23 protein-coding genes and 1 pseudogene are annotated in these 26,483 nt (G+C 72.9%); 18 read left to right on the forward strand and 6 right to left on the reverse strand.

Annotation, left to right across the window (positions count from 1 at the left end; genetic code table 11):
- Positions 1-112: 112 nt before the first annotated feature.
- The 4 genes from ispG (at position 113) to ACIHIX_RS42865 (ending at position 4,773) form a co-directional block, all read left to right on the forward strand.
- A complete protein-coding gene (ispG, locus tag ACIHIX_RS42850) occupies positions 113-1,270 on the forward strand; it encodes a flavodoxin-dependent (E)-4-hydroxy-3-methylbut-2-enyl-diphosphate synthase (protein ID WP_059197958.1) in 1,158 nt (385 codons plus the stop codon).
- 254 nt (positions 1,271-1,524) lie between these two features.
- The gene (locus ACIHIX_RS42855) at positions 1,525-2,373 is read left to right on the forward strand and encodes a GNAT family N-acetyltransferase (RefSeq protein WP_399966012.1); all 849 of its coding nucleotides are present in this window, start codon (positions 1,525-1,527) and stop codon (positions 2,371-2,373) included.
- A gap of 52 nt (positions 2,374-2,425) precedes the next feature.
- Complete coding sequence (locus ACIHIX_RS42860; protein ID WP_399966013.1) at positions 2,426-2,995, forward strand: GNAT family N-acetyltransferase; 570 nt, start codon at positions 2,426-2,428, stop codon at positions 2,993-2,995.
- Positions 2,996-3,069: 74 nt separating this feature from the next.
- Positions 3,070-4,773, forward strand: coding sequence for a proline--tRNA ligase (locus tag ACIHIX_RS42865; RefSeq protein WP_399966014.1), 1,704 nt, complete (start codon positions 3,070-3,072; stop codon positions 4,771-4,773).
- A gap of 77 nt (positions 4,774-4,850) precedes the next feature.
- Here the strand turns inward: ACIHIX_RS42865 and ACIHIX_RS42870 are convergent, their stop codons facing one another.
- Both ACIHIX_RS42870 and ACIHIX_RS42875 read right to left on the reverse strand, forming a co-directional pair.
- Complete coding sequence (locus ACIHIX_RS42870) at positions 4,851-5,096, reverse strand: hypothetical protein (protein ID WP_399966015.1); 246 nt, start codon at positions 5,094-5,096, stop codon at positions 4,851-4,853.
- Positions 5,097-5,285: 189 nt separating this feature from the next.
- Positions 5,286-5,708: a helix-turn-helix domain-containing protein gene (locus tag ACIHIX_RS42875; protein WP_399966016.1), complete on the reverse strand. Its 423-nt coding sequence runs from the start codon at positions 5,706-5,708 to the stop codon at positions 5,286-5,288.
- Between the two features lie 282 nt (positions 5,709-5,990).
- Between ACIHIX_RS42875 and ACIHIX_RS42880 the strand changes: the two genes are divergently transcribed.
- The 5 genes and pseudogenes from ACIHIX_RS42880 to ACIHIX_RS42900 all read left to right on the forward strand — a co-directional run bounded on the left by ACIHIX_RS42880 (position 5,991) and on the right by ACIHIX_RS42900 (position 9,073).
- Complete coding sequence (locus ACIHIX_RS42880) at positions 5,991-6,578, forward strand: RNA polymerase sigma factor (protein WP_399966018.1); 588 nt, start codon at positions 5,991-5,993, stop codon at positions 6,576-6,578.
- On the forward strand, positions 6,575-7,360 hold the full coding sequence (locus ACIHIX_RS42885) for a BN159_2729 family protein (RefSeq protein WP_399966019.1): 786 nt from the start codon (positions 6,575-6,577) through the stop codon (positions 7,358-7,360). Before ACIHIX_RS42880 ends, ACIHIX_RS42885 begins: the two co-directional genes overlap by 4 nt.
- Positions 7,357-7,542 (forward strand): annotated as a pseudogene (locus ACIHIX_RS42890) (WhiB family transcriptional regulator); the annotation flags it as partial. The gene ACIHIX_RS42885 and the pseudogene ACIHIX_RS42890, both read left to right, overlap by 4 nt.
- A 507-nt stretch (positions 7,543-8,049) precedes the next feature.
- A complete protein-coding gene (locus ACIHIX_RS42895; protein ID WP_399966047.1) occupies positions 8,050-8,466 on the forward strand; it encodes a hypothetical protein in 417 nt (138 codons plus the stop codon).
- Between the two features lie 28 nt (positions 8,467-8,494).
- On the forward strand, positions 8,495-9,073 hold the full coding sequence (locus tag ACIHIX_RS42900; protein ID WP_399966021.1) for a hypothetical protein: 579 nt from the start codon (positions 8,495-8,497) through the stop codon (positions 9,071-9,073).
- 103 nt (positions 9,074-9,176) lie between these two features.
- Here ACIHIX_RS42900 and ACIHIX_RS42905 read toward each other — a convergent pair whose 3' ends face one another.
- Genes ACIHIX_RS42905 through ACIHIX_RS42915 form a run of 3 tightly spaced genes read right to left on the reverse strand, consistent with a single transcriptional unit; the run spans position 9,177 to position 11,143 of the window.
- Entirely contained in the window at positions 9,177-10,076 is a 900-nt protein-coding gene (locus ACIHIX_RS42905; RefSeq protein ID WP_399966023.1) for an aminoglycoside phosphotransferase family protein, read from the reverse strand.
- Positions 10,077-10,103: 27 nt separating this feature from the next.
- Positions 10,104-10,595, reverse strand: coding sequence for a ferritin-like domain-containing protein (locus tag ACIHIX_RS42910; RefSeq protein ID WP_399966024.1), 492 nt, complete (start codon positions 10,593-10,595; stop codon positions 10,104-10,106).
- Positions 10,592-11,143: a hypothetical protein gene (locus tag ACIHIX_RS42915; RefSeq protein WP_399966025.1), complete on the reverse strand. Its 552-nt coding sequence runs from the start codon at positions 11,141-11,143 to the stop codon at positions 10,592-10,594. Before ACIHIX_RS42915 ends, ACIHIX_RS42910 begins: the two co-directional genes overlap by 4 nt.
- A gap of 216 nt (positions 11,144-11,359) precedes the next feature.
- On the opposite strand from ACIHIX_RS42915, the gene rimP reads away from it, so the two are divergent.
- The 9 genes from rimP (at position 11,360) to ACIHIX_RS42960 (ending at position 23,385) form a co-directional block, all read left to right on the forward strand.
- Complete coding sequence (gene rimP, locus ACIHIX_RS42920) at positions 11,360-11,857, forward strand: ribosome maturation factor RimP (protein ID WP_399966026.1); 498 nt, start codon at positions 11,360-11,362, stop codon at positions 11,855-11,857.
- Positions 11,858-11,859: 2 nt separating this feature from the next.
- On the forward strand, positions 11,860-12,846 hold the full coding sequence (gene nusA, locus ACIHIX_RS42925) for a transcription termination factor NusA (RefSeq protein WP_399966027.1): 987 nt from the start codon (positions 11,860-11,862) through the stop codon (positions 12,844-12,846).
- Positions 12,847-12,948: 102 nt separating this feature from the next.
- Complete coding sequence (locus tag ACIHIX_RS42930; RefSeq protein WP_079313065.1) at positions 12,949-13,230, forward strand: YlxR family protein; 282 nt, start codon at positions 12,949-12,951, stop codon at positions 13,228-13,230.
- A gap of 163 nt (positions 13,231-13,393) precedes the next feature.
- Positions 13,394-16,519 (forward strand): translation initiation factor IF-2, encoded by a 3,126-nt coding sequence (infB, locus tag ACIHIX_RS42935; protein ID WP_399966028.1) that lies wholly within the window; start codon positions 13,394-13,396, stop codon positions 16,517-16,519.
- Positions 16,520-16,654: 135 nt separating this feature from the next.
- Complete coding sequence (locus tag ACIHIX_RS42940; protein WP_018531172.1) at positions 16,655-16,948, forward strand: DUF503 domain-containing protein; 294 nt, start codon at positions 16,655-16,657, stop codon at positions 16,946-16,948.
- A 38-nt stretch (positions 16,949-16,986) separates the two neighbouring features.
- Positions 16,987-17,433 carry a 30S ribosome-binding factor RbfA gene (rbfA, locus tag ACIHIX_RS42945; RefSeq protein ID WP_399966029.1) on the forward strand — a complete coding sequence of 149 codons (447 nt, stop codon included), beginning with the start codon at positions 16,987-16,989 and terminating at the stop codon, positions 17,431-17,433.
- Positions 17,430-18,335: a tRNA pseudouridine(55) synthase TruB gene (gene truB / locus ACIHIX_RS42950; RefSeq protein WP_399966030.1), complete on the forward strand. Its 906-nt coding sequence runs from the start codon at positions 17,430-17,432 to the stop codon at positions 18,333-18,335. Before rbfA ends, truB begins: the two co-directional genes overlap by 4 nt.
- Positions 18,336-18,638: 303 nt before the next feature.
- Positions 18,639-22,313: a trypsin-like peptidase domain-containing protein gene (locus tag ACIHIX_RS42955; RefSeq protein ID WP_399966031.1), complete on the forward strand. Its 3,675-nt coding sequence runs from the start codon at positions 18,639-18,641 to the stop codon at positions 22,311-22,313.
- A gap of 124 nt (positions 22,314-22,437) precedes the next feature.
- Complete coding sequence (locus ACIHIX_RS42960; protein WP_399966032.1) at positions 22,438-23,385, forward strand: bifunctional riboflavin kinase/FAD synthetase; 948 nt, start codon at positions 22,438-22,440, stop codon at positions 23,383-23,385.
- A 71-nt stretch (positions 23,386-23,456) separates the two neighbouring features.
- Here the strand turns inward: ACIHIX_RS42960 and ACIHIX_RS42965 are convergent, their stop codons facing one another.
- Positions 23,457-26,462: an AAA family ATPase gene (locus ACIHIX_RS42965; protein ID WP_399966046.1), complete on the reverse strand. Its 3,006-nt coding sequence runs from the start codon at positions 26,460-26,462 to the stop codon at positions 23,457-23,459.
- Positions 26,463-26,483 lie beyond the last annotated feature (21 nt).

The following is a 26,483-nucleotide window of genomic DNA, read 5'->3' on the forward strand; positions in this document are numbered from 1 at the left end:
GGTCCGCGGGACGGATGTGCCCGAGCCCGGGCCCGTGCCGTAATCTCGAAGCCTGGAGCCCACTGTTCCGTTGGCGCCGGACCTTGATCCACGACTTGGGGTTGCACAGCAGATGACTGCGATTTCTCTCGGCATGCCGTCCGTTCCGACCAGGGTTGCCGAGCGCCGCAAGAGCCGGCAGATCCAGGTAGGCACCGTCGCGGTCGGCGGCGACGCCCCGGTCTCCGTCCAGTCGATGACCACGACCCGTACGTCCGACATCGGCGCGACCCTCCAGCAGATCGCCGAGCTGACGGCGTCCGGCTGCCAGATCGTGCGCGTGGCGTGCCCCACCCAGGACGACGCGGACGCCCTTTCGACGATCGCCAGGAAGTCCCAGATCCCCGTCATCGCGGACATCCACTTCCAGCCGAAGTACGTCTTCGCCGCCATCGAGGCCGGCTGCGCCGCGGTCCGGGTGAACCCCGGCAACATCAAGCAGTTCGACGACAAGGTCAAGGAGATCGCGCGGGCCGCCAAGGACCACGGCACCCCGATCCGCATCGGCGTCAACGCCGGCTCCCTGGACCGCCGCCTGCTCCAGAAGTACGGCAAGGCGACCCCCGAAGCCCTCGTCGAGTCCGCGCTCTGGGAGGCGTCGCTCTTCGAGGAGCACGACTTCCGGGACATCAAGATCTCGGTCAAGCACAACGACCCGGTCGTCATGATCGAGGCGTACAAGCAGCTCGCCGCCCAGTGCGACTACCCCCTCCACCTCGGCGTCACCGAGGCCGGCCCGGCGTTCCAGGGCACGATCAAGTCCGCGGTCGCCTTCGGCGCCCTCCTCTCCCAGGGCATCGGCGACACCATCCGCGTCTCCCTCTCGGCCCCGCCGGTCGAGGAGGTCAAGGTCGGCAACCAGATCCTGGAGTCCCTCAACCTCAAGCAGCGCGGCCTGGAGATCGTCTCCTGCCCGTCCTGCGGCCGCGCCCAGGTCGACGTCTACAAGCTGGCCGAGGAAGTCACCGCAGGCCTCACCGGCATGGAGGTCCCCCTCCGCGTCGCGGTGATGGGCTGCGTCGTGAACGGCCCCGGCGAGGCCCGCGAGGCCGACCTCGGCGTCGCCTCCGGCAACGGCAAGGGCCAGATCTTCGTCAAGGGCGAGGTCATCAAGACGGTCCCGGAGTCCAAGATCGTGGAAACCCTCATCGAGGAGGCCATGAAGCTGGCCGAACAGATGGAGGCGGACGGAGTGGCCTCGGGCGAGCCGTCGGTGGCGGTGGCGGGCTGAGGTTCTCTGGTTGGGGGCCGAAGGCCCCCCTCCAGGGGCGCGGGGCTGTATCAACTTGCGGCTACCGCCGCGCGGGCGCGACCAGCCCCCACCCGCCCGCACCCGCGACCAAGCCACAGCCACCCGAGCTCGTAGGCGACGGCACCGAAAGCCCGGGCACCTCAAATCCAGCGGCCCCACCACAGGGCGACGCTGCTCAGCTTCCGCAGGTACAGTGCGGAGATCAGCCGTCCCCAGTGTGAGGCGCCCCGCCCGTGTTGACCCAGACGACCTCCCGGGTCCTCGAACCGAGCGACCTGGACGCTGCGCTCGCCGTCCTCGACCGCGAGCCGGTCGCGAACGCCTTCGTGACGTCCCGCGTTCAGGTCGCCGGACTCGACCCCTGGCGGCTCGGCGGCGAGATGTGGGGCTGGTACGAGGACGGCCTGCTGACCTCCCTCTGCTACGCCGGCGCCAACCTCGTCCCCATCTGCGCCACCCCGAGAGCCGTCCGCGCCTTCGCCGACCGGGCCCGCCGGGCGGGGCGCCGCTGCTCCTCCATCGTCGGACCCGTCGAACCCACCGCGGAGCTGTGGCGCCTCCTCGAACCCAGCTGGGGCCCCGCCCGTGAGATCCGCGCCCATCAGCCGCTGATGGTCACCGACCGGCTGTCCACCGACATCGCCCCGGATCCCTACGTCCGCCGCATCCGCAAGGACGAGATGGAGACGATCATGCCGGCGTGCGTGGCGATGTTCACGGAGGAGGTGGGCGTCTCCCCGATGGCCGGCGACGGCGGCCTCCTCTACCAGGCCAGGGTCGCCGAACTCGTGGGCTCCGGCCGCTCGTTCGCGCGTCTCGACGCCGACGGCAAGGTCGTCTTCAAGGCGGAGATCGGCGCCGCGACCGACCGTGCCTGCCAGATCCAGGGCGTCTGGGTTGCCCCCGAGTACCGCGGCCAGGGCTACGCGGCCCCCGGCATGTCGGCGGTCCTGCGCTACGCCCTCGCGGACGTCGCCCCCGTGGTCAGCCTCTACGTCAACGACTTCAACACGGCGGCCCGGCGAACGTACCGACGCGTGGGCTTCGAAGAGGTCGGCGCGTTCATGAGCGTCCTGTTCTGAAGGCCGTGAAGTACCCCGCGTCATCCGGCGAAGCGCCCTGTACGCTCCCCACATGCGATTCCCCGGTCACGGACACCGCCGCCACCCCGACGACGACATCGTGATCGGCCCCCTGGACCTCTCCGCCCGCGTCGACGAGGCCCTCGCCGTCCAGGCCATCGCTTTCGGGCTCGGCGCGGACGAGGTCGCCGTCCGCCGTCAGATCGTTCTCCGCCACATGACATACCCCGGCGCGAGGGCCCTCGGCGCCACCTCGGCGGAGCGTCTCGTCGGCTTCGTCTACGGCATGCCCAACGACCGCGCCCACTGGTGGTCCACGGTCGTGGAGCCCTATCTCCGCGCTCAGGGCCACGAGACCTGGCTGGACGACTCGTTCGTGATCACGGAGCTGCACGTCCACCCGCACTACCAGAACCGCGGAGTCGGCCGCTCCCTGATCACCACGATCACCGACGGCGCCACCGAACCCCGCTCGATCCTCTCCGCGATCGACTCGGACAGCCCGGCCCGCGGCCTCTATCACTCCCTCGGCTACCAGGACCTGGCCCGCCAGGTCCTCTTCCCCAGCGCCCCGAAGCCGTACGCCGTGATGGGCGCCCCCTTGCCACTGCGCCGCCGATAACCGATTTCCGCCACCACCGGACCCCCGGCTAACCTCCTTGCCATCACCGTTTTCCCGGCAGGAGTACGAGAACCATGGCCAACGCACCGGTCCAGCGCATGTCCCAGTTGATGGCGAAGACGCTGCGCGACGACCCGGCGGACGCCGAGGTCCTCAGCCACAAGCTCCTCGTCCGCGCCGGCTACGTCCGTCGCACCGCGGCCGGCATCTGGTCCTGGCTGCCCCTCGGCAAGAAGGTGCTGGCCAACGTGGAGCGCATCGTCCGTGAGGAGATGGACGCGATCGGCGCCCAGGAGGTGCTGCTCCCCGCCCTGCTGCCGCGTGAGCCGTACGAGGCGACGGGCCGCTGGGACGAGTACGGCGCCGAACTCTTCCGTCTCCAGGACCGCAAGGGCGGCGACTATCTGCTCGGTCCGACCCATGAAGAGATCTTCACCCTGCTGGTGAAGGACCAGGCGTCCTCCTACAAGGACCTGCCGGTCATCCTCTACCAGATCCAGCACAAGTACCGTGACGAGGCCCGCCCCCGCGCCGGCATCCTGCGCGGCCGTGAGTTCCTCATGAAGGACTCCTACTCCTTCGACACCGAGGACGAGGGCCTGGCCCAGTCCTACGCCCTGCACCGCCAGGCCTACCAGCGCGTCTTCGAGCGTCTCGGCCTCGACTACCGCATCTGCGCCGCGACCGCCGGCGCCATGGGCGGCTCGAAGTCGGAGGAGTTCCTCGCCCCGGCCGGCGCCGGCGAGGACACCTTCGCCGACTGCCCCAACTGCGACTTCGCGGCCAACACCGAGGCGATCACGTACGAGCTGAAGGAGCGGGACGCCTCCGCCGTCCCGGCCGCCGAGGACATCCCCACTCCCGACACCCCCACCATCGAGACCCTCGCGGCCTCGCTGGGTGTCCAGGCCTCCGACACCTTGAAGAACCTGCTGGTGAAGGTGGACGGTGAGATCGTCGCCGTAGGCGTGCCCGGTGACCGTGAGGTCGACATGGACAAGGTCGAGGCGCACTTCGCCCCGGCGGTCGTCGAGATGGTCACCGAGGCCGACTTCGCGGGCCGCCCGGACCTGGTCCGCGGCTATGTCGGTCCGCAGGGCCTGGGGGAGAAGGTCAAGTACATCGCCGACCCGCGCGTGGCCCCCGGCACCGCCTGGATCACCGGCGCCAACAAGCCCGACACGCACGCCAAGAACGTCGTCGCCGGGCGGGACTTCGAGGTCGGCGAGTACGTCGACGTCGTGGTCGTCCAGGACGGCGACCCGTGCCCCAAGTGCGGCACCGGCCTCGTCCTCGACCGCGCCATCGAGATCGGCCACATCTTCCAGCTGGGCCGCAAGTACGCGGACGCCCTCAAGCTCGACGTCCTCGGCCAGCACGGCAAGCCGGTCCGCGTGACCATGGGCTCCTACGGCATCGGCGTCTCCCGCGCCGTCGCCGCCCTCGCCGAGCAGACCGCCGACGAGCAGGGCCTGTGCTGGCCGGCCGAGGTCGCCCCGGCCGACGTCCACGTGGTCGCCGCGGGCAAGGCCCTCCAGACCGAGCTGGCCCTCGACGTCTCCGAGAAGCTGCGCGCGGCCGGCCTTCGTGTCCTCGTCGACGACCGCGCGGGCGTCTCCCCGGGCGTGAAGTTCACGGACGCCGAGCTCATCGGCGTACCGAAGATCCTCGTCGCGGGCCGCCGCTCCGCCGAGGGCGTCCTGGAGCTGAAGGACCGCAGGACCGGTGAGCGCGAGGAGCTGACGGTGGACGAGGCGATCGCCCGCCTGTCCGCCTGACCCGTCTGCCACCTGGCCCGTTCCCCGCCCGGCACTCCGCCGGACAGGGGGCGGGCCGACGTGTGCCCGCGCCCGGGTCAGCCGGCTTCCGCTCCGTGGACGCAGGGGAGGAGTTCTTGGGGAAGCTCCACGCGCATCCCGCAGAAGCAGCGCAGCGGGCCGCCGCGGGAAGCGGGGGCGCCGAGATCGACCATGAGGATGTCCGCCACCTCCCGCAGCGCATCACCCGTCGGTGCACCTCGGGCGACTCGGATGCTGACCTCGTCCGAGTCCCAGACCGCGATGCTCGCCAGACCGTCGGCTACGGCAATGTGGACGCACACAACTGTCTCCCCAGGAAAGCGCTACGGCATGAGCGTTCCGCTCCGGGAGGCCAGCGGCTGACTGATGGTACCGATGGCGGGCGGACGCATGCACTGTTTCGGCATATTCACCCGACGCATCCGAACCGTGCGTCACAACCGGCGGATGTCGGCGCGACCGGCCGGACAGCCGGTCGCGCGGCGCTGGCCTCACCCGATGCGACTGACCTGAAGCATCGCCTCGGCGTCCTTCAGTAGTGCGCGCTGACGTGCCTCCGGCAATTGCCGGTAGAGCTTCAGCAGCCGGGCCTCGCGCTCGTCCCCGCTGGGGCCCGGCACGGGGCGGCCGACCGCCTCGAAGAACTCCTTCGGCGTCGTCCGGACGCCCCAGCGCCGAAACGCCTCGACCATGACGCGGAGCTTCTCCGGGTCGATGCGCGAGGTGCCGCGGGTGCGGTTCATCCAGGCGTTGAGCGTCGGGTAGGAGATGCCGGTTTCCGCCGCCAGGTCCTTCTGGGTCCTGCCCGGCACCTGTGCCAGCAGACGTTCGAGCAGGGCAGCCAGGTCCTCGTCACGGCGCGGCGGATCCTGGCCGGTCTCCGGGGATGCTGGGCGGCTCGCCTCGTTCGTCACATGTCCGAGGATCGGTCATCGTTATCTACAAGCGCAAGTAGATCGCAGATCGGGCCTGTGGGGGTCCGGTGTGCAGGGTGTAACTCTCCTGTCACGGTGGCACCTTGACACGATCTACATCTACATGAAGACTGCAGAGCGTATCCGGATGTGGGTCGCGGCCCCCGTGTGTGTGCCGCGGTGACCCGTGCCGTGTCCTTCGGCAATCTACATCTACATGGATATCGAAGATATGGGGCATGCCGCCCCGCACCTCCGCATCGATGCCGACGGGAGCGATCCATGCCGTTACCGGCCCACCCCATCGTCCAGCCCGCCCCCGAACCCGAACTGGTCACGCGTGCGCGCGCCGGGGACCGTGAGGCGTTCGCCGCGCTGTACCACCAGCACTACCGCATCGTGTACGGCTTCCTGCTCGTCCGGACCCGCAACAGACATCTCGCGGAGGACCTGACCCAGGAGGCGTTCGTCCGTGCCCTGCGCCGGATCGACGGCTTCACCTGGCAGGGCACGGCCTTCGCCGGCTGGCTCACCACCATCGCCAAGAACCTCTGGCTCGACGAACTCGGCCGCGGCCGGACCCGCTGGGAGACCCCGGTCGGCGAGTTCGACGACCCCCGGGGGACAGGCACCGGTGCCGAGGGCCTGGTCCCACGAGAACTGGAAGCCGTCGAGGCCCAGGAGACGGTGCGCTGCGCCCTGGACGTTCTCAGCGCCCGTCAGCGGCACTGCGTGGAGCTGCGCTACCTCGACGAACTCACCCCGCAGGAAACCGCGTTGGTGATGGGGCAGACCGTCGGAGCCGTGCGCACGCTCACCTATCGGTCGCTGCGGAAGCTGCGCTGGTCCATCGGGGCGGTGTCCGTGTGAACAGCAACCTCACCCACGCCGCCGGTGTGATCCGCGCGGTTCTGGGGTCCGTTCCGTTCGAACAGGCGGCGGCCGTCGCCCACGCGCTCGACACCGCCCGGCTCCTCGTCGACCCCCATCGCCCGCCGGGCACCGTACTGCTCAGGACGCCCGGCGGAGGCTGGTCCCGCATCCCGCGCCCACTGACCGAGCTGGAGCGCAAGGCGCTGGACTGGGACGCCGCCTGCGCACGGGCGCGGTACGTCGCCCAGGCCGTCGCGCGCCATCTCGCCGGCCAGGTCGGCCCCGCCGACATCCGCGTCGACGGCGACCGGGTGAAGGTCGTGCTCCGGGTCGACGGGCCCGAGCGCTGGACCCGCTGGCGCGCCTACTTCGGCATCACGATCGTCGGCGAGGGCGCCCGCCCGCACACCGTGATCGGAGAGGGAGTGCGCGACGGCGTGCGCGTCACGGTGGTGGCCCACGGCGCCGCGGCGACGCTGCCCTCCGCCGCGCCCACCGCACCGACACGCCCCTTCCGTCTCGGCGACACCGTCTACGACCTGGCCCTCCCGCTGCGCGACGTGCACGGGGACGTCTGGTACTTCCAGGGGTGCAGACGCCAGGACGGCATGCCGCTGATGTCCGTCGACGGCCGGCCCGAGCGCTGCTCCCTGGCCAACGTGGCGGCCCATGTGGGACCCCTGACACCGGTGGCGGTCCCGCTCCCGGACGACGTCGACCCGTCCGCGCCGCCGCTCACCCCGGTACCGGCCCATGGTCCGGCGGGACCGGTCCGATGAGCCCCGGCGCACCCGCCGCGGACGCGGGCTCGCGGGCCTGGGAGGCGAGCGCGGCCTGCCGGGCGAGGAACGCCGACCTGTGGTTCACCCGGCGGTACACGTCGACGGCGCTGGCCATCTGTGCGGCGTGCCCGGTGCTCGACTCCTGCCGGGCCGCCGTGCTGCACAGGGAGCGGAACCTGCCGCGCTGCGACCGCCAGGGCATCGTCGCCGGCCTCACCGGCGCCCAGCGCCACGCCCTGGAACAGTCGACGGACCACCTACCTGGGCCCACCACCCCTCCGCTGAGCGGGCCTTCGGACGACGACGCGTCAACCCCACCACCCGAGCGCCCGACGGTGCCTTCCCACCGGCCGGAGCCGGGGAGACGCCGGGCAGGGTCGAGCGGGGGACCGGCCGGCTCGCCGTGCGGGGGGATCGAGGGGGCGCCGCCGGGGGAGGCCGGGGCTGCCGTGGTCGGGAGGAAGAGCGGTACCGCCACACCGCGGTCGGTCGGGCCTGCGGGCGGCACGGAGCCGGGGAGACGCCGGGCACGGTCGAGCGGGGGACCGGCCGGCTCACCGCGAGGGGAGATCGAGGGGGCGGCGCCCGGGGAGGCCCGGGCCGCCACCGCGTCGGGCGCCGGGTGGCACCGCGGTGACCGGGGCGCGGGCTCCGCCGGAACGTCCCCGAGGGGATCCGCCGGGTGCGTGGACGAGGCTCCGCAAGCGGTGCTGTCCCGCCACGGGTCCGCCCGGTCGATAGCCGGGCCGACCGGCAGCGGCCGGAGCGAACGGCCCGCCGCCCCTTCTCACCGGACGGTCGGCGACCCACCCTCCGGCCGACCCGGCGACCCCACGGACGCGCGGCACCCGCCACCGGGGCGGTCCGGCGACGGCCGGCAGGAGCGGGGCGCCCGGAATCCGGGCCCCCGGCTCGCGCCCTGCGGTACTCGGGCCGCGTACCAACGGCACCTGCGGCGGGGCGAGTTCGTCGACGAGGCCTGCCGGGACGCCAATGCCCGCGGTGCCGGTCGGTACCGGCGCACCGGATCCACCCGCGACCGCACCGACGAAACCCGCCCGCGTGCGGCCGCCCGCGCCGCCACGGCCGACACCCCGAGCTGAGAACCGTTCACCGTCACCGGAGTACCTCATGTCCACGCCCCCTCCCCTCACCCCGTCCCAGGAGAAGGACCCCCGCGTTTCAGGGGCGCCCGGCCCGCTGGGACGGACGGCCGCCGCCCTGTGCCGAGCCCTGCGGTCCGGCCGCGTGCCGCGCCCCGACCGGCACGACCTGGACGACTGCCGTCGGGAACGCGACCGCTGGCAGCGCCACGCCGACTCCTACGAGCGGGAACTGACCCGCGTCCGGCTCGACCACGCACACCTGCTGGCCTGGCTGGCCGCGCTGCACCCCGCGAGCGCCGTCCTCACCCCCGACAGCGAGGCGGGCCCCGACGGCGTCCACCGGCTGCGCATCGAGGCGGGCGGGCGGCAGCTGTCCTGGCGGCTGCACCCGACCGACCTGCCGCTGTTCGTCCACACCCCGTACGCGCCCCACCCCCTGGCCGCGGACAGCCCCCCGGCCACCGAACAGGCGGCCCATCTGCGCCGGCACACCCGCCTGCTGGCGCTGGAGGGGATGCTGCTCACCAGGCCCGCCGAGGCCCGACCTCTGGCACGACCCCCGGCACGGCCCCCGCGCCCCGGCGAGAAGGCACCGCCCCCGTGAGACTCCGGTCGGCAGGCTCGGGAGGCACGTCGGCCGGACCCGCCACGCCCCCCTGCGAAGGCTCTCGGCAGGGGGGCGTGCTCCCGTTCCCACGGCGGCCCGGCTACAACCAGCCCGCGAACTCCAGCAACAGCTCCGCGTCCTGGGCCCGGCCGACCCTGAGCGCCCGCACCCCGGACTCCACCGCCCGGAACAGCGTCCACCCCCGCAACCGCTCCTGATCCACATCCAACGACTCCGCGAGCCGCTTGACCCGCCGCCGAGTGATCGAGGCCCCCGACGGCGAGGCGATCAGGTCCTCCACCCGGTCCCGCACCAGCCGCGCGAGATCGAACGCACACTCACCCACCACCGGATCCGGCCCCACCGCCAGCCACGGCATCCGCTCCCCGGCCAGCACCTTGCTCTGCCGGAACGTCCCGTGCAGCAACCGCTCCTCGGGCGGCTCGGCCAGCAGCTCCGCCCGCGCGGCCACCGCGGCGGAGACCAGCGGACCGACCTCGGCCAGGCCCGACGCGGTCGCCCGCATCGCCTCGGCCTGCCGCCCCGTCCGCTCGGCCACCGTCTCGAACGCGTGGCCGACAGGGGGCTCGACCCAGAGCCGCCGCAAGGTACCGGCCGCCTCCAGCAAGGCCTTCGCCTCGGGGAGCGACCGCACCGACACATCGGGATGCAACCGCTCCAGCAGCAGCACGCCTTCCCCCGCGAACGGCTCCAGCAGCTGTACGGCACCCAGCCCGTCCCAGTGCGCCAGTGCCGCCCGCTCCGCCTCCGGCCGGAACCGCGGCGGGGCCAGCTTCAGCACGGCGGGCGTGCCGTCGGCGCGCCGGACCAGGACCACCAGGCTGCTGCGACCGCCGGGCACCTGCACCCGCTCCACGCTCAACTCGCGTAGCGCGACGGCCTGCTGAGCCGCCTCGGGCAGCTTCTCCAACCAGTCGTCACCATCAGGTGCCGTCTCACCGAGCGCCCTGACCAGACGCCGCGGCGGTTCGAAAGCCATACCCGAGATCTTCCCTTCCCGTACGCGTTACGCCGTAGGAGCCGGCGCGGCCGTGGTCGTGGCTGAAGCCGAGGCCGTGGCCGTCGCCGCCCGCTCGGCGAGACCAGGGAAGGCTACGCTCTCCCCGCGCCAGCGCACCGCCCGCACCGCAGCCTCCCGCAGCGCCTCCGTGGCCAGCGTGCGCCGCTCGCCCACGGCTGCCCGCACCAGGTCGGAGTACACCCCGGCGACCCGGTCCTCCAGCTCGGCTGCCAGCCGTACGGCCGCCTCCGAGTCCGGCACCGGGAACGGCAGCGCGTATCCGGCCGCCGCGGCGACCGGCTTGCCGCCCAGGTCCCGCACCTCGCGTACCAGTACGTCGCGCCGGGCGCGATGGGCGTCGTAGGCGGAACGCGCCTCGGTGCGCCGGCCCTCGCGGATCCGGCCGCCGACGACGCCGTAGCCGTACACGGCGGCGTGCTCGGCCGCCAGGGCCGCCTGGAGCGCGGTCAGTGCCCGCTTCTCCTCCTTGTCGCTCACTTGGCCCCCTCCGTCAGCAGATAGGCGTGCGCCGCCCCGGCCGCGGCCACCGAGGCCAGCAGCCGGGCCAGTTCGCCCGGCATGTCGAGCAGCGCCTTCGCCCGCGCGTCCGCGAGCACCCGCTCCGCGGTGGCGAGCTCGACCAGGGCGTCCTTCTCGCTCACCGGCACGGCGACGGCCGACGTCGGCGCCCCCGTCCCGCTCGCCGACGCGGACTCCGATGCCGAAGGCGTCGCGCCCGCCGTCCCCGTTGCGCCGAACGCCTCCACGTGCCGTACGGCCTCCGCCCGCAGCGGTGACAGGCGGTCCGTGAGCGTGGGATGGGCGGCGAGGACGGCGTCGTAGTGCTCGACGATCCCGCGGCTGTCCCGCGCCGCACGCGTGCGTGCCCGCTCGGCGACCGACGGGCTGCCTCCGGTGCTCTCCTCGGAGTCGGAGTCGCCGGATCCGGAGGTGCAGCCCACCAGGAGGGCGGCTCCGGCGGCCGAGGCGAGGAGGGTTCTTCTGCGCGGCCCCGAGGGGGTGCGCGGCGGCGGGGGGTACGGCACGGCAGACGTCCTCGGGGGCTCGTACGAACACACGGGCGGGGAGGGCGGCCCCGCCGGTGATCACGGTACCCGCGCGCCGGTCCGGAGCCACTCATCGGCACCGCCCGCGGGCCCCGAGGGGCGCACGATGGACGGCAACAGTCCCTCGGACCGGATACCCTTTGACCAGACACGCGACCTTCCCACAACAGCACACGCGGCCGAGGAGTCACCCGGATGAGCACCACCCAGAGCGAGAGGCTGCGAGAGCTCCTGGAACCGCTCGTCACCTCCCAGGGACTGGATCTCGAAGAGATCGAACTGGACTCCGTCGGACGAAAGCGTGTGCTGCGTGTCGTCGTCGACTCCGACCAGGGCGCCGATCTGGACGCCATCGCCGATGTGAGCCGCGCGCTCTCGGCGAAGCTCGACGAGACGGACGCGATGGGCGAGGGCGAGTACACCCTCGAGGTCGGCACCCCGGGCGCGGAGCGCCTCCTCACCGAGCACCGGCACTACGTCCGTGCCGTCGACCGGCTGGTGAAGTTCCAGCTGGCCGAGGGCGGGGAACTGGTGGCCCGGATCCTCACGGTCGACGACGACGGCCTGGACGTCGAGGTGCCCGGAGTGAAGGGCCGCAAGGCCACCGGCCGCAGACTCGGCTTCGCCGAGATCGACAAGGCGCGCGTCCAGGTCGAGTTCAACCGCAAGGACAAGAAGGAAGAGGAGGCGTAGCCGTGGACATCGACATGAGCGCCCTGCGGGGCTTGGTACGGGAGAAGGAGATCTCCTTCGACCTGTTGGTCGAGGCGATCGAGTCGGCCCTCCTCATCGCCTACCACCGCACCGAGGGAAGCCACCGCCACGCGCGCGTGCGCCTCGACCGGGAATCCGGCCATGTGGTCGTGTGGGCGAAGGAAGACCCCGAGGACCTCGAAGAGGGCCAGGAGCCCCGCGAGTTCGACGACACCCCGTCCGACTTCGGCCGTATCGCCGCCACCACCGCCAAGCAGGTCATCCTGCAGCGGCTGCGCGACGCCGAGGACGACGCGACGCTCGGTGAGTACGCCGGGCGTGAGGGCGACATCGTCACCGGTGTGGTGCAGCAGGGCCGCGACCCGAAGAACGTGCTCGTCGACATCGGCAAGCTGGAGGCCATCCTGCCGGTGCAGGAGCAGGTCCCCGGCGAGACCTACCAGCACGGCATGCGGCTGCGGTCGTACGTCGTACGGGTGGCGAAGGGCGTGCGCGGTCCGTCCGTCACCCTCTCGCGCACGCACCCCAATCTGGTGAAGAAGCTGTTCGCCCTCGAAGTGCCGGAGATCGCCGACGGCTCGGTGGAGATCGCCGCCATCGCGCGCGAGGCCGGTCACCGTACGAAGATCGCGGTGCGGTCCACCCGTTCCGGACTCAACGCCAAGGGCGCCTGCATCGGCCCCATGGGCGGCCGGGTGCGCAACGTCATGGGTGAGCTGAACGGCGAGAAGATCGACATCGTCGACTGGTCGGACGACCCGGCCGAGATGGTGGCGAACGCGCTGTCCCCGGCCCGGGTCTCCAAGGTGGAGGTCGTGGACCTCGCGGCCCGCTCCGCGCGCGTGACCGTGCCGGACTACCAGCTGTCCCTGGCGATCGGCAAGGAAGGGCAGAACGCCCGCCTCGCGGCCCGTCTGACCGGCTGGCGCATCGACATCCGGCCCGACACCGAGCAGCCCGGGGAATAAGCCGGGGAATAGATCCAAGCCGAGCTTGGCTTAGATCACGACAACAACCGTTCGATTCCTGCCCCAAAGGGGTGAGGTCGGTACGGGGAGGTAGACTTAGCAGTGTCTGGCCGGACGCGCGCCCGCGCATGCCCTGAACGCACCTGTGTGGGGTGCAGGCAGCGAGCGGCCAAGACCGATCTGCTGCGTACCGTGGCGATCAAGGACGCATGCGTCCCCGATCCAAGCGGTACGCTGCCCGGCCGGGGCGCCTATGTGCACCCCGCCCTGGTCTGTCTCGACCAGGCGGTACGCCGCCGGGCGTTCACGCGGGCGCTTCGCGCCCCGGGAGCGCTCGACGTAAAGGCGTTGCGCCAGTACGTCGAGCAGACAGACAGTTGCTGAGCAGGCAACACCGCAAGGAGCGTCGTACGGAACCCCCGTGCGGCCCTGGTACCCCGCGAGTTGGAAGTAGGTCGAGATTGCGATGAGCACTCGATGAGCACGCGATGAGTACGCCCATGAAGTAGCGACGGTCCGGACGCAACCCGGACCTAAAAGGAGCGAAGTGGCTAAGGTCCGGGTATACGAACTCGCCAAGGAGTTCGGGGTTGAGAGCAAGGTCGTCATGGCCAAGCTCCAGGAACTCGGTGAATTCGTCCGTTCGGCGTCTTCGACCATCGAAGCGCCCGTCGTCCGCAAACTGACGGACGCCCTCCAGCAGGGCAACGGAGGCGGCAAGCCCGCCCCGCGCAAGGCTGCCCCGGCGAAGCCGGGCGCCCCCTCTCCGGCGCAGGCTGCCCGTCCGGCCGCCCCGCGCCCGCCGGCTCCCAAGCCGGCCGCCGCCGAGACGCCCGCGGCTCCCGCCGCGCCGGCGCCTTCCGGCCCCCGTCCCACCCCGGGCCCGAAGCCCGCGCCGCGCCCCGCGCCGGCGTCCCCGGCTCCGACCACGCCCGAGTTCACGGCGCCTCCGTCGGCTCCCGCCGCGCCGGCTCCCGCGCAGGGCTCCGCCCCGCGTCCGGGCGCCCCGCGTCCGGCCGGCCAGCAGGCTCCGCGTCCGGGTGGCCAGCGTCCCGCCGGCGGTCCCGGTCAGGGCGGCCAGGGCCGTGGTGACCGTGGCGACCGTCCCGGCGCTCCGCGTCCGGGTGGCCAGGCCCCGCGTCCCGGCGCCCGTCCGGCCGGTCCCCGTCCGGGCAACAACCCCTTCACCTCTGGTGGCTCCACCGGCATGGCGCGCCCGCAGGCGCCCCGTCCGGGCGGCGCCCCGCGTCCCGGCGGCCCCGGTGCCCCCGGTGAGCGTCCCGGCGGCGCCCCGCGTCCGCAGGGCCAGGGCGGTCCCCGTCCCCAGGGTGCGGCGGGCGGTCCCCGTCCGCAGGCCCCGGGTGGCTCGCGTCCGACCCCGGGCGGCATGCCTCGTCCGCAGGGCGGTCCCCGTCCCGGCGGCGGCCCCGGCGGCCCGCGTCCCAACCCCGGCATGATGCCGCAGCGTCCTGCTGCCGGCCCGCGTCCCGGCGGCGGTGGCCCCGGTGGCCGTGGTCCCGGTGGCGGCGGCGGTCGTCCCGGTGGCGGCGGCGGTCGTCCGGGTGGCGGCGGCGGCTTCGCCGGTCGTCCCGGTGGCGGTGGCGGCGGCGGCTTCGCCGGTCGTCCCGGTGGTCCCGGTGGCGGTGGCGGCGGCTTCGCCGGTCGTCCCGGCGGTCCCGGTGGTCCCGGCGGCGGTGGCCGTCCCGGCTTCGGCGGTCGTCCGGGTGGTCCCGGTGGCCGCGGTGGCACGCAGGGTGCGTTCGGCCGTCCCGGCGGTCCGGCGCGTCGTGGTCGCAAGTCGAAGCGGCAGAGGCGCCAGGAGTACGAGGCCATGCAGGCCCCGTCGGTCGGCGGCGTGATGCTGCCTCGCGGCAACGGACAGACCGTCCGCCTGTCGCGCGGTGCGTCCCTCACCGACTTCGCGGAGAAGATCGGCGCCAACCCGGCCTCGCTCGTCGCCGTGATGATGAACCTCGGCGAGATGGTCACTGCCACGCAGTCCGTCTCCGACGAGACCCTCCAGCTGCTCGCCGGCGAGATGAACTACGTCGTCGAGATCGTCAGCCCGGAGGAGGAGGACCGCGAGCTGCTCGAGTCCTTCGACATCGAGTTCGGCGAGGACGAGGGTGGCGAGGAGTTCCTCGTCGCGCGTCCGCCGGTCGTGACCGTCATGGGTCACGTCGACCACGGTAAGACCCGCCTGCTGGACACCATCCGCAAGACGAACGTCGTCGCGGGCGAGGCCGGCGGCATCACCCAGCACATCGGTGCCTACCAGGTCACGACCTCGGTCAACGACGAAGAGCGCAAGATCACCTTCATCGACACCCCGGGTCACGAGGCGTTCACCGCCATGCGTGCCCGTGGTGCGAAGTCGACCGACATCGCGATCCTGGTCGTCGCGGCCAACGACGGCGTCATGCCGCAGACGGTCGAGGCGCTCAACCACGCCAAGGCGGCCGACGTGCCGATCGTCGTCGCGGTCAACAAGATCGACGTCGAGGGCGCGGACCCGACCAAGGTGCGCGGTCAGCTGACCGAGTACGGCCTGGTGGCCGAGGAGTACGGCGGCGACACCATGTTCGTCGACATCTCCGCCAAGCAGGGCCTCAACATCGAGAGCCTGCTGGAGGCCGTGGTCCTGACCGCGGACGCCTCGCTCGACCTGCGGGCCAACCCGGATCAGGACGCGCAGGGCATCGCGATCGAGTCCCACCTCGACCGTGGCCGCGGCGCCGTCGCGACCGTCCTGGTCCAGCGAGGCACCCTGCGGGTCGGCGACACCATGGTCGTCGGCGACGCGTACGGCCGTGTCCGCGCGATGCTCGACGACAAGGGCGAGAACGTGGAAGAGGCGGGTCCCTCGACCCCGGTCCTCGTCCTCGGTCTCACCAACGTCCCGGGCGCCGGCGACAACTTCCTCGTCGTCGACGAGGACCGCACGGCCCGCCAGATCGCCGAGAAGCGCGCGGCGCGTGAGCGCAACGCCAACTTCGCCCGCCGGGGTGTCCGGTTCTCCCTGGAGAACCTGGACGAGGCCCTCAAGGCCGGTCTGGTGCAGGAACTCAACCTCATCATCAAGGGCGACGCGTCCGGTTCGGTGGAGGCTCTTGAGTCCTCGCTGCTCCAGCTCGACGTCGGCGACGAGGTCGACATCCGCATCCTGCACCGCGGCGTGGGTGCGGTCACCGAGTCGGACATCAACCTGGCGACCGGCTCCGACGCCATCGTCATCGGCTTCAACGTCCGCGCCGCGGGCCGCGCGGCGCAGATGGCGGAGCGCGAGGGCGTCGACGTCCGGTACTACTCGGTGATCTACCAGGCCATCGAGGAGATCGAGGCGGCCCTCAAGGGCATGCTCAAGCCGGAGTACGAGGAGGTCGAGCTCGGCACGGCGGAGATCCGCGAGGTCTTCAAGTCGTCCAAGCTGGGCAACATCGCCGGTGTCCTGGTCCGCTCCGGAGAGGTCAAGCGCAACACCAAGGCGCGCCTCATCCGCGACGGCAAGGTCATCGCGGAGAGCCTCAACATCTCCGGTCTGCGTCGCTTCAAGGACGACGTCACCGAGATCCGCGAAGGGTTCGAGGGCGGTATCAACCTCGGCAACTTCAACGACATCAAGATCGACGACGTCATCGCGACGTACGAGATGCGCGAGAAGCCGCGCGGCTGATCGTCGTAGCACGCGATCGGGGCCGATCGGCGGACGTAATATCCGTCGATCGGCCCCGGCCGTTGCGTGTACGGTTCCCGTATCGGCGTCCAAGAGCGGCGCCCGTACCCCGAACCGGCGGGTATCCGGACACACATGTATGTGGGGACTCTGTCCTTCGATCTGCTCCTCGGCGACGTTCACTCGCTGAAGGAGAAACGCTCACTCGTCCGTCCGATCGTGGCCGAACTCCAGCGCAAGTACGCGGTGAGCGCGGCGGAGACGGGCAATCAGGACCTCCATCGCCGGGCCGAGATCGGGCTCGCGGTGGTCTCCGGGGACACGGGCCACCTCACCGACGTACTGGACCGCTGCGAGCGGCTGGTCGCCGGGCGGCCCGAGGTGGAACTGCTCTCGGTTCGACGCAGGCTCCACAGCGACGAAGACTGAAGCAGAAGCAAGAGATAAGTACTTAAGGAGACGGACCAGTGGCCGACAACGCGCGGGCGAAGAGGCTGGCGGACCTCATCCGGGAGGTGGTGGCCCAGAAGCTGCAGCGGGGGATCAAGGACCCGCGGCTCGGCACCCACGTCACCATCACGGACACCAGGGTCACGGGCGACCTCCGGGAGGCGACCGTCTTCTACACGGTGTACGGGGACGACGAGGAGCGAGCGGCGGCGGCGGCCGGACTGGAGAGCGCCAAGGGCGTGCTCCGTTCCGCGGTCGGCGCGGCGGCGGGCGTGAAGTTCACCCCGACGCTCACCTTCGTGGCCGACGCCCTGCCGGACAACGCCAGGACCATCGAGGACCTCCTCGACAAGGCCCGCCAGTCCGACGAGAAGGTGCGCGAGGTCTCGGCCGGCGCCACCTACGCCGGTGAGGCCGACCCGTACCGCAAGCCGGACGAGGACGAGGACGACACCTCCGAATGAACCGGAAGAGCACCACGCCCGACGGGCTTGTCATCGTCGACAAGCCGTCGGGCTTCACTTCGCACGACGTGGTCGCCAAGATGCGCGGGATCGCCAGGACCCGCCGCGTCGGCCACGCCGGCACCCTCGACCCCATGGCGACGGGCGTGCTCGTCCTCGGCGTCGAGAAGGCGACGAAGCTCCTGGGGCATCTCGCCCTCACCGAGAAGGAGTACCTGGGCACGATCCGGCTCGGCCAGACGACCCTGACCGACGACGCAGAGGGCGAGATCACGGGGTCGGTCGACGCCTCGAAGGTCACCCGGGACGCCGTCGACGCCGGGATCGCCAAGCTGAGCGGCGACATCATGCAGGTGCCGTCCAAGGTCAGCGCCATCAAGATCGACGGCGTGCGCTCCTACAAGCGGGCGCGCGAGGGCGAGGAGTTCGAGATCCCCGCGCGGCCGGTCAGGATCTCGTCCTTCGCGGTGTACGACGTCCGGGACGCGGTCGCGGAGGACGGCACCCCCGTCCTCGACCTGGTCGTGTCGGTGGTCTGCTCGTCCGGCACCTACATCCGGGCGCTCGCCCGTGACCTGGGCGCGGACCTGGGCGTGGGCGGCCACCTCACCGCGCTGCGCCGCACCCGCGTCGGCCCGTACAAGCTGGACGCGGCCAAGACCCTGGACCAGCACCAGCAGGAGCTGACGGTCATGCCGATCGCCGAGGCCGCCACGGCCGCGTTCCCCCGCTGGAACGTGGACGCCAAGCGAGCCCGGCTGCTGCTGAACGGCGTACGCCTGGAGATGCCCGACGAGTACGCGGGCCGCGGCGCGGTCGCCGTCTTCGACCCCGAGGGCCGCTTTCTCGCCCTCGTCGAGGAACAGAAGGGCAAGGCCAAGAGCCTGGCCGTGTTCGGCTGAGCCGCCGAGTGGCGGTCCACCCGTGGAGCGGCGGTCACGGAGTACTCCGCCGCTCCACGGTCCCCCCTCGGTTCCCCCACCCCTAGGGTGTATCCAACCGACCCCGTCCATTCACCCGTCCGGGCAGGCGCTCGGAGTGAACCGGGGGAGCGGAAGGGGGCGCGTTCATCGCGCGATCTGTCCCGCCGATCAGCCGGTGCCTACCGTCGAAGACGGGCCTGTCCCACGGACCGGACGGAGTCGTCCGGCCGGCCGAGAGGCGGTCCCGCGGCACGGGCAGGGGCACGGCGGGGAGGTTCGACCATGGCGGGACGGGGCTCGCGGGCCGCAGGCGCCCGCACACGTCCGACCCCGAGCGGTACGCCCGGTCCGCCCCTCGGCTGGGACCGGGCAGGCAACCCAACGCCGGACACCCTCCGTGACTCAGGGGCGGACCGTGAGGGGGACTGCCCTCCGGTCCACGCGCTCGTCCGTGTGCACGACCTCGCCGGACGCCCGCGCGGCACCGGCTTCGTCGCCGACCACCACGGCACGGTGATCACCAGCCACGAGACCGTCGACGGACTGCCGAGGCTGCTGCTCCAAGCCGCCGAGGACCGTCACTGCGTGGTCACCGCCGACGCGGTGACCGCCCTGCCCGAGCTGAACCTGGCGCTCGTGCGCACCGAGGGACTGGGCGTCGACCCGCTGCCGGTCGGCGGGCGGGACGGGGTGGAGACCGGCGCCTACGTACGGATCGCCGCCGGCCGCTGGCGTGAGGCGCGGGTGCTCGGGACGGCCTCCGTGACGTACACGGCGACGGATCGCTTCCATCTCCTGCACGGCGTACTGGAGTTGGCGATCGGCACGGCGGGGCAGGACGCCCTGCGGCTCGGGGGCGGGGCGGCCGGGGGGCCCGTGCTGGACGCCGCGACCGGTGCGGTGCTCGGTGTGCTGGGCACCGCCCTGCAGAGCGGTCGACGCGAGGCGGGCTTCGCGGTCCCCCTGTTCCCGCCCCCGGACGGCCCCCTCGCCGCCCTGCTCGCCGAGAACGCGGCGACCGTCCCGGCGTACGGCACCGACCTCAACCTGGCGGGTGTCCTGGAGCTGACGGCCACGTCGGTGGGCCAGGACGGGCCACCCGGGACGCTCGCCGGACATGTCGGCGGGGCGGCGGCGGACCCCGTCGGCCCCCTCGGCACCGGCGCGGTGGAACCGGTCCAACGGGCGTCCACCGCAGCGGAGTTCGACGCCTTCGCCGAGAGCGAGGCCGCCGTCCTCGCGCTCGTCGGGCCGCCCGGCAGTGGTCGTACGACGGAACTGGCCTCCCTCGCCGCCCGCCGTGACCGGGGCGCCTGCCCTGCGCCGACCCTCTGGCTGCGCGGCGCCGACCTGAGGGACGAGGACACCTCGGTCGCGGACGCCGCGAGCCGGGCGCTGGCCCGCGCGGCGAGGATCGTCGCCGCCGCCCGCTCCGCGCACGTCAGCGACCTGGGTGACCTCACCCCCACCCGGCTCGCCCGTCTGTCCCGGGACGCGGGCCGCCCCCTGCTCCTGCTCCTCGACGGCCCCGAGGAGATGCCGCCCGTGCTGGCCCACCGCCTCCCCGGCTGGACCGACGGCACCGCGCGGTGGCTGCGCGAGTCGGGCGCACGGTTGGTGGTGGCGTGCCGGGCGGAGTACTGGGAGGCGGCGGGGGCGGCGTTTCCGGGGGAGATGCTGTACGGGGGTACTCGGTTCGGGGGTGCTGACGGCGATGGCGTCGACAGGGCGAGCGAGCCTCCCGATGGAGGTACGGGCAGGACCGAGACTCCCTGCGTCCGCCTCACCGACCTCCAGGAGGACGAGGCCCGCACCGCACGCGCGCGCTACCGCATCCCGGACGGCACCCTGCGCGACCCCGACGCCCGCCACCCCCTCACCCTCCGTCTCCTCGCCGAGGTCCGTGCCGCCCGCCCCGGCGCCGACGCCCCGCACGCGCGCGTGGACCGCGACGACGTCTTCTCGGCCTACCTCGACCTGATGTGTCTCCGTATCGCCGTGCGCCTGGCCGCCGAGAACGGCCTGCGCGGCACCGCCGTACGCCGCCTCGCGGCCAGGGTCTCCGGCCAGGTGCACGAGGCCGCCCGCCGCAGCCTCGGCCCCGGCCAGGGCGAACTGGACCGGGAGTCGTTCGAGGCGGTGTTCCCCTGGGGTCCCGCCCCGACCCGGCTCGGCGGCGGCACCGGCTGGGCCTCCGCCGTCCTCACCGAGGGACTCCTCGTCCCCGCCGGCAGCGGCTACCGCTTCGCCCACGAGGAACTCGCCGACTGGATCCAAGGCGTCCACCTCGACCTCGACGAGGCGCTGCGCGCCCTCGTCCACCGCCGCCGTACCCACCCGACCGACCACCACCCGCTCCCCGTCCCGCACCACCGCATCGGCCCGGTCGTCCAGGCCCTGCTCCTCCTCGCCCGCCAGCAGGGCACGCCGAGCCTCGCCCTCCGCCTGGAGGAGCTGATCCAGGCACTGGACGCCGACCCGCACTCCTGGTGGGCGGCCCGTCTCCTCACCGAGTCCCTGCTACGGGTGCCCGACGCGACCCCGTACACGGGGGTGCTGCGGCTGCTGGCGGACCGGGTGGTCGACTGGCGGGGCCGCGAGCGGGAACAGCGACAAGACCAGGAACAAGAGGGTGAACGCCCCACCACCTCCCACTTCCCGCCCACCTTCTGGCTGGCCCTCCCCCTCCCGCCGGTGACCCTCCTCGACCTCCTGCGACGACTCGTCCTGGCCGACGGCCCCCCGCAGGACACCGCCCCCCGCTACCTGGACGCGGCCTCACAACTCCTCGCCGACACCCCCACCGCCGTACAGCCGCATCTCACCCGCTGGTTCGACGACGAGCGCCCGTTGCCCGCGACCCCGCACGCGACCGTCGCCAAGGCGGCGCAGGCCCTGCTGCACACCCACCGGCGCCTGGCCCTGGACGATCTGACGGAGGTGCTGGTCGACAGCGCGCACCGGCGGGCCGACGAACTGCTGGCGGGGCTCGCGGAGGACGAGCCGTCGGCGGTGTGCCGGGCGGTGGACCGATGGGCGCACGACGAACGGCCCGACCGGCGGGTCGCGGCGGTGGCGTACGGCCTGCGCGCCGCTCCGCACGTGACCACCGAGGCCGACCGCGAACTGCTCCGCTACGCCGCCCTCACCCTCCTCGCCCGCCCCGCCGACTGCACCCTGCACGGCGGAGCGCTCGCACTCCTCGTCCGCGATCCACGCACGCGTGCCCGTCATCTCCCGCAGGCCCTGGGCCACTTCGCGGCCGGCGACCCGCAGTTCCCGCCGAGCGCCCTGGCCGCCGCCCTCACCACCCACCCGGAGCCGGTGCTCGACGCCTTCCGCGCCCGGCTGCGCCGTCCCGGCGCCGGAGAGGCGCTGCGCACGCTCGCCGACGTCACGCTGCCCACGCCGGCCCGTCGGATCGCCGCACTCGTGCGGGAGGCCGTGGAGCAGCGCCCGGAGACCGCGGCGGACGTGGCCGCGTACGTCGACCGGCGCCTGGACCAGGGGCCGGGCACCCGAGCCGTGCTGTTCCCGCTGGTCACAGGGTTGCTGGAGGACGGCCCCGAGGAGGTGCGGTCGGCGCTGGCCGCCGTACTGGCCACCCCCGGAGCCCCGGACTCGCGCCCCCTGCGGCGGGAACTGCTCGCCCACCTGCTGGGCCATGAGCGGGCGCCGGCCGTACTGGACACGCTGCTGCGCGCCACTGCCTCCCACGGAGAGGACGGCGACAGTCTGCGCGACCTCGTCCATCGCATCGGTCTCCTCCTCGTCCGCACCCCGGACGGAGCGGCTCGCTTCGACCGCGCGCTCGTCGATCTGGGCCGTCGGATCCCGGGCTTCGCCGCGCGCGTGGCGGGCTGGCTGACCGACACCCCGCAGCCGTGGGCGGCCGTCGTCGGCCCCAGCACCCGCCGCATGATCGAGAACCTGGCCGGGGTCGGGGTGCCCGCCTGACCCACGTGGGTCGAGTCACAGCGTCCATGCCGATGCGGGCCGGAGGGACGCGGCATGGCACCCTTAGACCTGCGTAAGAGGTAAGCCGTACATACGGACACGGGTTCGACGAGGAGCGGTCACAGTGCAGCGCTGGCGTGGCTTGGAGGACATCCCCCAGGACTGGGGGCGCAGCGTCGTCACCATCGGCTCCTACGACGGAGTCCACCGCGGACACCAGCTGATCATCCGGCATGCCGTGGATCGCGCCCGTGAGCTGGGAGTTCCCGCGGTCGTCGTCACCTTCGACCCGCACCCCAGCGAGGTCGTCCGCCCCGGCAGCCACCCGCCGCTGCTCGCTCCGCACCACCGCCGCGCCGAACTGATGGCGGACCTGGGCGTGGACGCGGTCCTGATCCTCCCGTTCACCACGGAGTTCTCGAAGCTCTCGCCGGCCGAGTTCGTCGTCAAGGTCCTGGTCGACAAGCTGCACGCCAAGGCGGTCGTCGAGGGCCCCAACTTCCGCTTCGGCCACAAGGCCGCGGGGAACGTGGAGTTCCTCGCCGAGCAGGGCAAGGTGTACGACTTCGAGGTCGAGGTCGTCGACCTGTTCGTCTGCGGGGACGCCGGCGGCGGCGAGCCGTTCTCGTCCACCCTCACCCGCCGACTGATCGCCGAGGGCGACCTCGAAGGCGCCGGCGAGATCCTGGGCCGTCCGCACCGGGTGGAGGGCGTGGTCGTCCGAGGCGCCCAGCGGGGCCGCGAGATGGGCTTCCCGACGGCCAACGTCGAGACCCTCCCGCACACCGCCATCCCCGCCGACGGCGTGTACGCCGGCTGGCTGCACGTGCAGGGCGAGGCGATGCCGGCCGCGATCTCCGTCGGCACCAACCCGCAGTTCGACGGCACCGAGCGCACAGTGGAGGCGTACGCCATCGACCGCGTGGGCCTCGACCTCTACGGCCTGCACGTGGCCGTCGACTTCCTGGCCTTCGTCCGCGGCCAGGCGAAGTTCGAGTCGCTGGAGGCACTGCTGGAGCAGATCGCCGAGGACGTCAAGCGATGCCGTGAGCTGATCGCGGCGGCCGAGTAGCCGCTTCTTCGTCCACGACGCCGAAGGGCGGCCGGTGCTGATGGGCACCGGCCGCCCTTCGGTCGTACGGGCTACTGCTGCGGAGGCTGCTGCGGATACGGCTGCTGCGGCGGCTGCCCCTGCTGGGGATACGGCTGCTGCGGCGGGTACGGCTGACCCGGCTGCGGGGCGGGGGCGTACGGCTGGCCGGGCTGGGGGTAGCCCTGCGGCGGGTACGGCTGGCCGGGAGCGGGTTGGCCGGGCACCGGCTGTCCCGGGGCGTACTGCTGTCCGGGGGCGTACTGCTGGCCCGGCATCGGCGGGGCCGCCACCGGGGGCGGGTTGCCGTCGCTGGTCCACAGGCCGTGGGACTGCTGGTGGCGTACGAAGTCCTCGGCGACCATCGCCGCGAGGTTGAAGTACGCCTCCCGGACCTTCGGCCGCATCATGTCCAGGTCCACCTCGGCACCAGCGGCGAGATGCTCGTCGAAGGGCACGACGACCACGCCACGGCAGCGCGTCTCGAAGTGGCTGACGATGTCCTCCACCTTGATCGTCTTGCCGGTCTCGCGGACACCGGAGATGACGGTGAGCGAACGGGACACGAGATCCGCGTACCCGTGCGCGGACAGCCAGTCCAGTGTCGTACTGGCGCTGCTCGCACCGTCGACGGACGGGGTGGAGATGATGATGAGCTGGTCGGCGAGGTCGAGCACGCCGCGCATCGCGGAGTAGAGCAGACCGGTACCGGAGTCCGTGAGGATCACCGGGTACTGCTTGCCCAGCACGTCGATGGCGCGCCGGTAGTCCTCGTCGTTGAAGGTCGTGGACACGGCCGGGTCGACGTCGTTGGCGATGATCTCCAGGCCCGACGGCGCCTGGGAGGTGAACCGCCGGATGTCCATGTACGAGTTGAGGTACGGGATCGCCTGGACGAGGTCACGGATGGTGGCCCCGGTCTCGCGCCGGACGCGGCGGCCGAGCGTACCGGCGTCCGGGTTGGCGTCGATGGCGAGGATCTTGTCCTGCCGCTCGGTGGCGAGGGTGGACCCGAGGGCGGTGGTGGTCGTGGTCTTACCGACGCCGCCCTTCAGGCTGATGACGGCGATCCGGTAGCAGGACAGCACCGGCGTACGGATCAGCTCCAACTTCCGCTGCCGCTCGGCCTCTTCCTTCTTGCTGCCGATCTTGAAACGGGAGGGCTGGGCGGCCGGACGGCTGCTCTTCGCCTTCTGCCGCTTGTTGTTGAGCAGCCGGTCGGACGACAGCTCCACGGCAGCCGTGTAACCGAGCGGCGCGGCACCGGGGTTGGTCATCTGCCGCTGGTCATGCTGGATGGGCTGGGGCCAGGCGGTGCCGGTGCGGGGGTCGGCGGGGGCCTGCGGCGCCTGGGCTGAGGGGGCCGGGGCTGAGGCCGGGGGCTGTGCGTCGGTTTGGGGGTGCGGTTGGGGTGCGCCCGGCTGCGGGTGGCCCGGGTGGCCCGGGTGGGCTGGCTGGCCTTGCTGGGCGGGGGGTTGGGGGAAGCCGTGACCGCCCTGCGGGTCGGGGGAGGGCTGGGCGTTCGGGGCAGCGGGGGCGCCGGGGTGCGGGAAGCCGTAGCCGGCCTGGGCGTTGGGGGTGGGGGTCGGGGCGCCGGGCTGGGGGGCGGGTGCGGGGATTCCACCGGGGTGGGGGAAGCCGTAACCGCCTTGGGCATCGGGCGCGGGGGCGGCCGGGGCGCCGGGCTGGGGGAAGCCGTATCCGCTCTGGGGGGTCGGGGGAGTGGGGGGCTGCGCGGCCTGGGGCGCGGGGGCAGGTGCCGGGGGGGCCGGGGGCTGAGCGTCGGCCTGCGGGTGCGGCTGGGGGATGCCCGGGTGGCCCTGCGGGGTGGCGGGGGCGCCGGGGTGGGGGAAGCCGTAGCCGGCCTGCTGGTCGGGGGAGGGCTGGGCGTTGGGCGTGGGGGTGGCCGGGGCGCCGGGCTGCGGGAAGCCGTAGCCGCCCTCAGGGTTGGGCGTGGGGGCTCCGCCCGGTTGGGGGAAGCCGTAGCCGCTCTGGGCGTTGGGCGCCGGAGTCGGGGCGCCGGGGTGCGGGAAGCCGTACGCGCCTTGCGGGCCCGGGGCCGCCGGGGTGGGGGCCGGGCCGGCGGGCGGCTGCGCGGCCTGCGGCGTCCAGGAGGCGGGCGCGGGCTGCGGTGCCTGCGGCTGGAAGGGCTGCTGCTGCGGCTGCTGCGGCGGCACGGGCGGCAGGTCCTGAGCGACCGCGGGCTGCGGCTCCGCGGGTGCTACCGGGGTCGGCTGCGGAGGCGCGGGCTGAGGCTGCGGCTGCGCGGGCCACTGCGCCGCGGATGCGGGCGCGGCGGGCTGGTACGACGGCGGCAGGGGCGGCATCCCGGGCTGTGGCGCCGGTGCGGGAGCCCAGGCGGGGGGCCCGTCGGCCGGGGGTGCGTCCTGCGGGGCGGCGTCTTCGGGTGCGGTGTCCTGAGGCGCGGCTTCCTCGGTGGTGTCCGACGGTGCGACGTCCGCGGGTTCCGCGTCAGCCTCTACGTCGTCCGGTACGGCGTCCGCGGGTGCGGAGTCGGAGAGGTCCGCGTCCGCGGGCTCCACGCCGGCGGCAACGGCGTGTACCGGCTCCGCGTCCGTCGACTCCGCGTCCACGGGCTCTACTTCGGCAAGCTCCGGCTCCACCGTCGCGTCGGCGTCGGCCTCGGCGTCGGCCGCCTCCGTCAGGTCCGCGTCCGCCAACTCCTCGTCTGCCGCAGCAGCTTCGGCGTCTTCGTCTTCGTCTTCGTCGTCGGCGTCGTCGGACAGCGGAACGTCGCTGAAGGAGTCCGCGTCGAGACCGTTGTCCTCGTCGGTGTCGTCGCCCGCGTGGGCCGTACCGTCGGCATCCGCGTCACTCTCCGCGGCCAACTCGGTCTCCGGGGCCTCGGCATCCGTGTCGAAAGCCTCCTCGGCGGCGGCGTCCTCCTCCTCAGCCTTGTCGGTCTCCTCGACCGCCGCGGCGCGCTCCGCGATCTCCCGCTTGAGGGCGACAGCGGAGAACCGCATCGTGGCGCCGCTCTCCAGGTCACCGCTCCCGGACTCCTCCGGCTCCTCGACGTCCGGCGCGGCAGCGGCCACCTCAGAAGCAGGCGCCGGAGC

This window comes from Streptomyces sp. NPDC051913 (assembly GCF_044593635.1).
In the GTDB taxonomy this organism is placed as follows: Bacteria; Actinomycetota; Actinomycetes; order Streptomycetales; family Streptomycetaceae; genus Streptomyces.

Bases quoted from the DNA above. Each gene is read 5' to 3' on its own strand.
- ACIHIX_RS42900 (WP_399966021.1), top strand. From the start codon at position 8,495: ATGTCCACGCCCCCTCCCCTCACCCCGTCCCAGGAGAAGGACCCCCGC.
- ACIHIX_RS42860 (WP_399966013.1), top strand. From the start codon at position 2,426: ATGCGATTCCCCGGTCACGGACACCGCCGCCACCCCGACGACGACATC.
- ACIHIX_RS42865 (WP_399966014.1), top strand. From the start codon at position 3,070: ATGGCCAACGCACCGGTCCAGCGCATGTCCCAGTTGATGGCGAAGACG.
- ACIHIX_RS42880 (WP_399966018.1), top strand. From the start codon at position 5,991: ATGCCGTTACCGGCCCACCCCATCGTCCAGCCCGCCCCCGAACCCGAA.
- ispG (WP_059197958.1), top strand. From the start codon at position 113: ATGACTGCGATTTCTCTCGGCATGCCGTCCGTTCCGACCAGGGTTGCC.
- rimP (WP_399966026.1), top strand. From the start codon at position 11,360: ATGAGCACCACCCAGAGCGAGAGGCTGCGAGAGCTCCTGGAACCGCTC.
- ACIHIX_RS42905 (WP_399966023.1), bottom strand. From the start codon at position 10,076: ATGGCTTTCGAACCGCCGCGGCGTCTGGTCAGGGCGCTCGGTGAGACG.
- ACIHIX_RS42940 (WP_018531172.1), top strand. From the start codon at position 16,655: ATGTATGTGGGGACTCTGTCCTTCGATCTGCTCCTCGGCGACGTTCAC.
- ACIHIX_RS42955 (WP_399966031.1), top strand. From the start codon at position 18,639: ATGGCGGGACGGGGCTCGCGGGCCGCAGGCGCCCGCACACGTCCGACC.
- truB (WP_399966030.1), top strand. From the start codon at position 17,430: ATGAACCGGAAGAGCACCACGCCCGACGGGCTTGTCATCGTCGACAAG.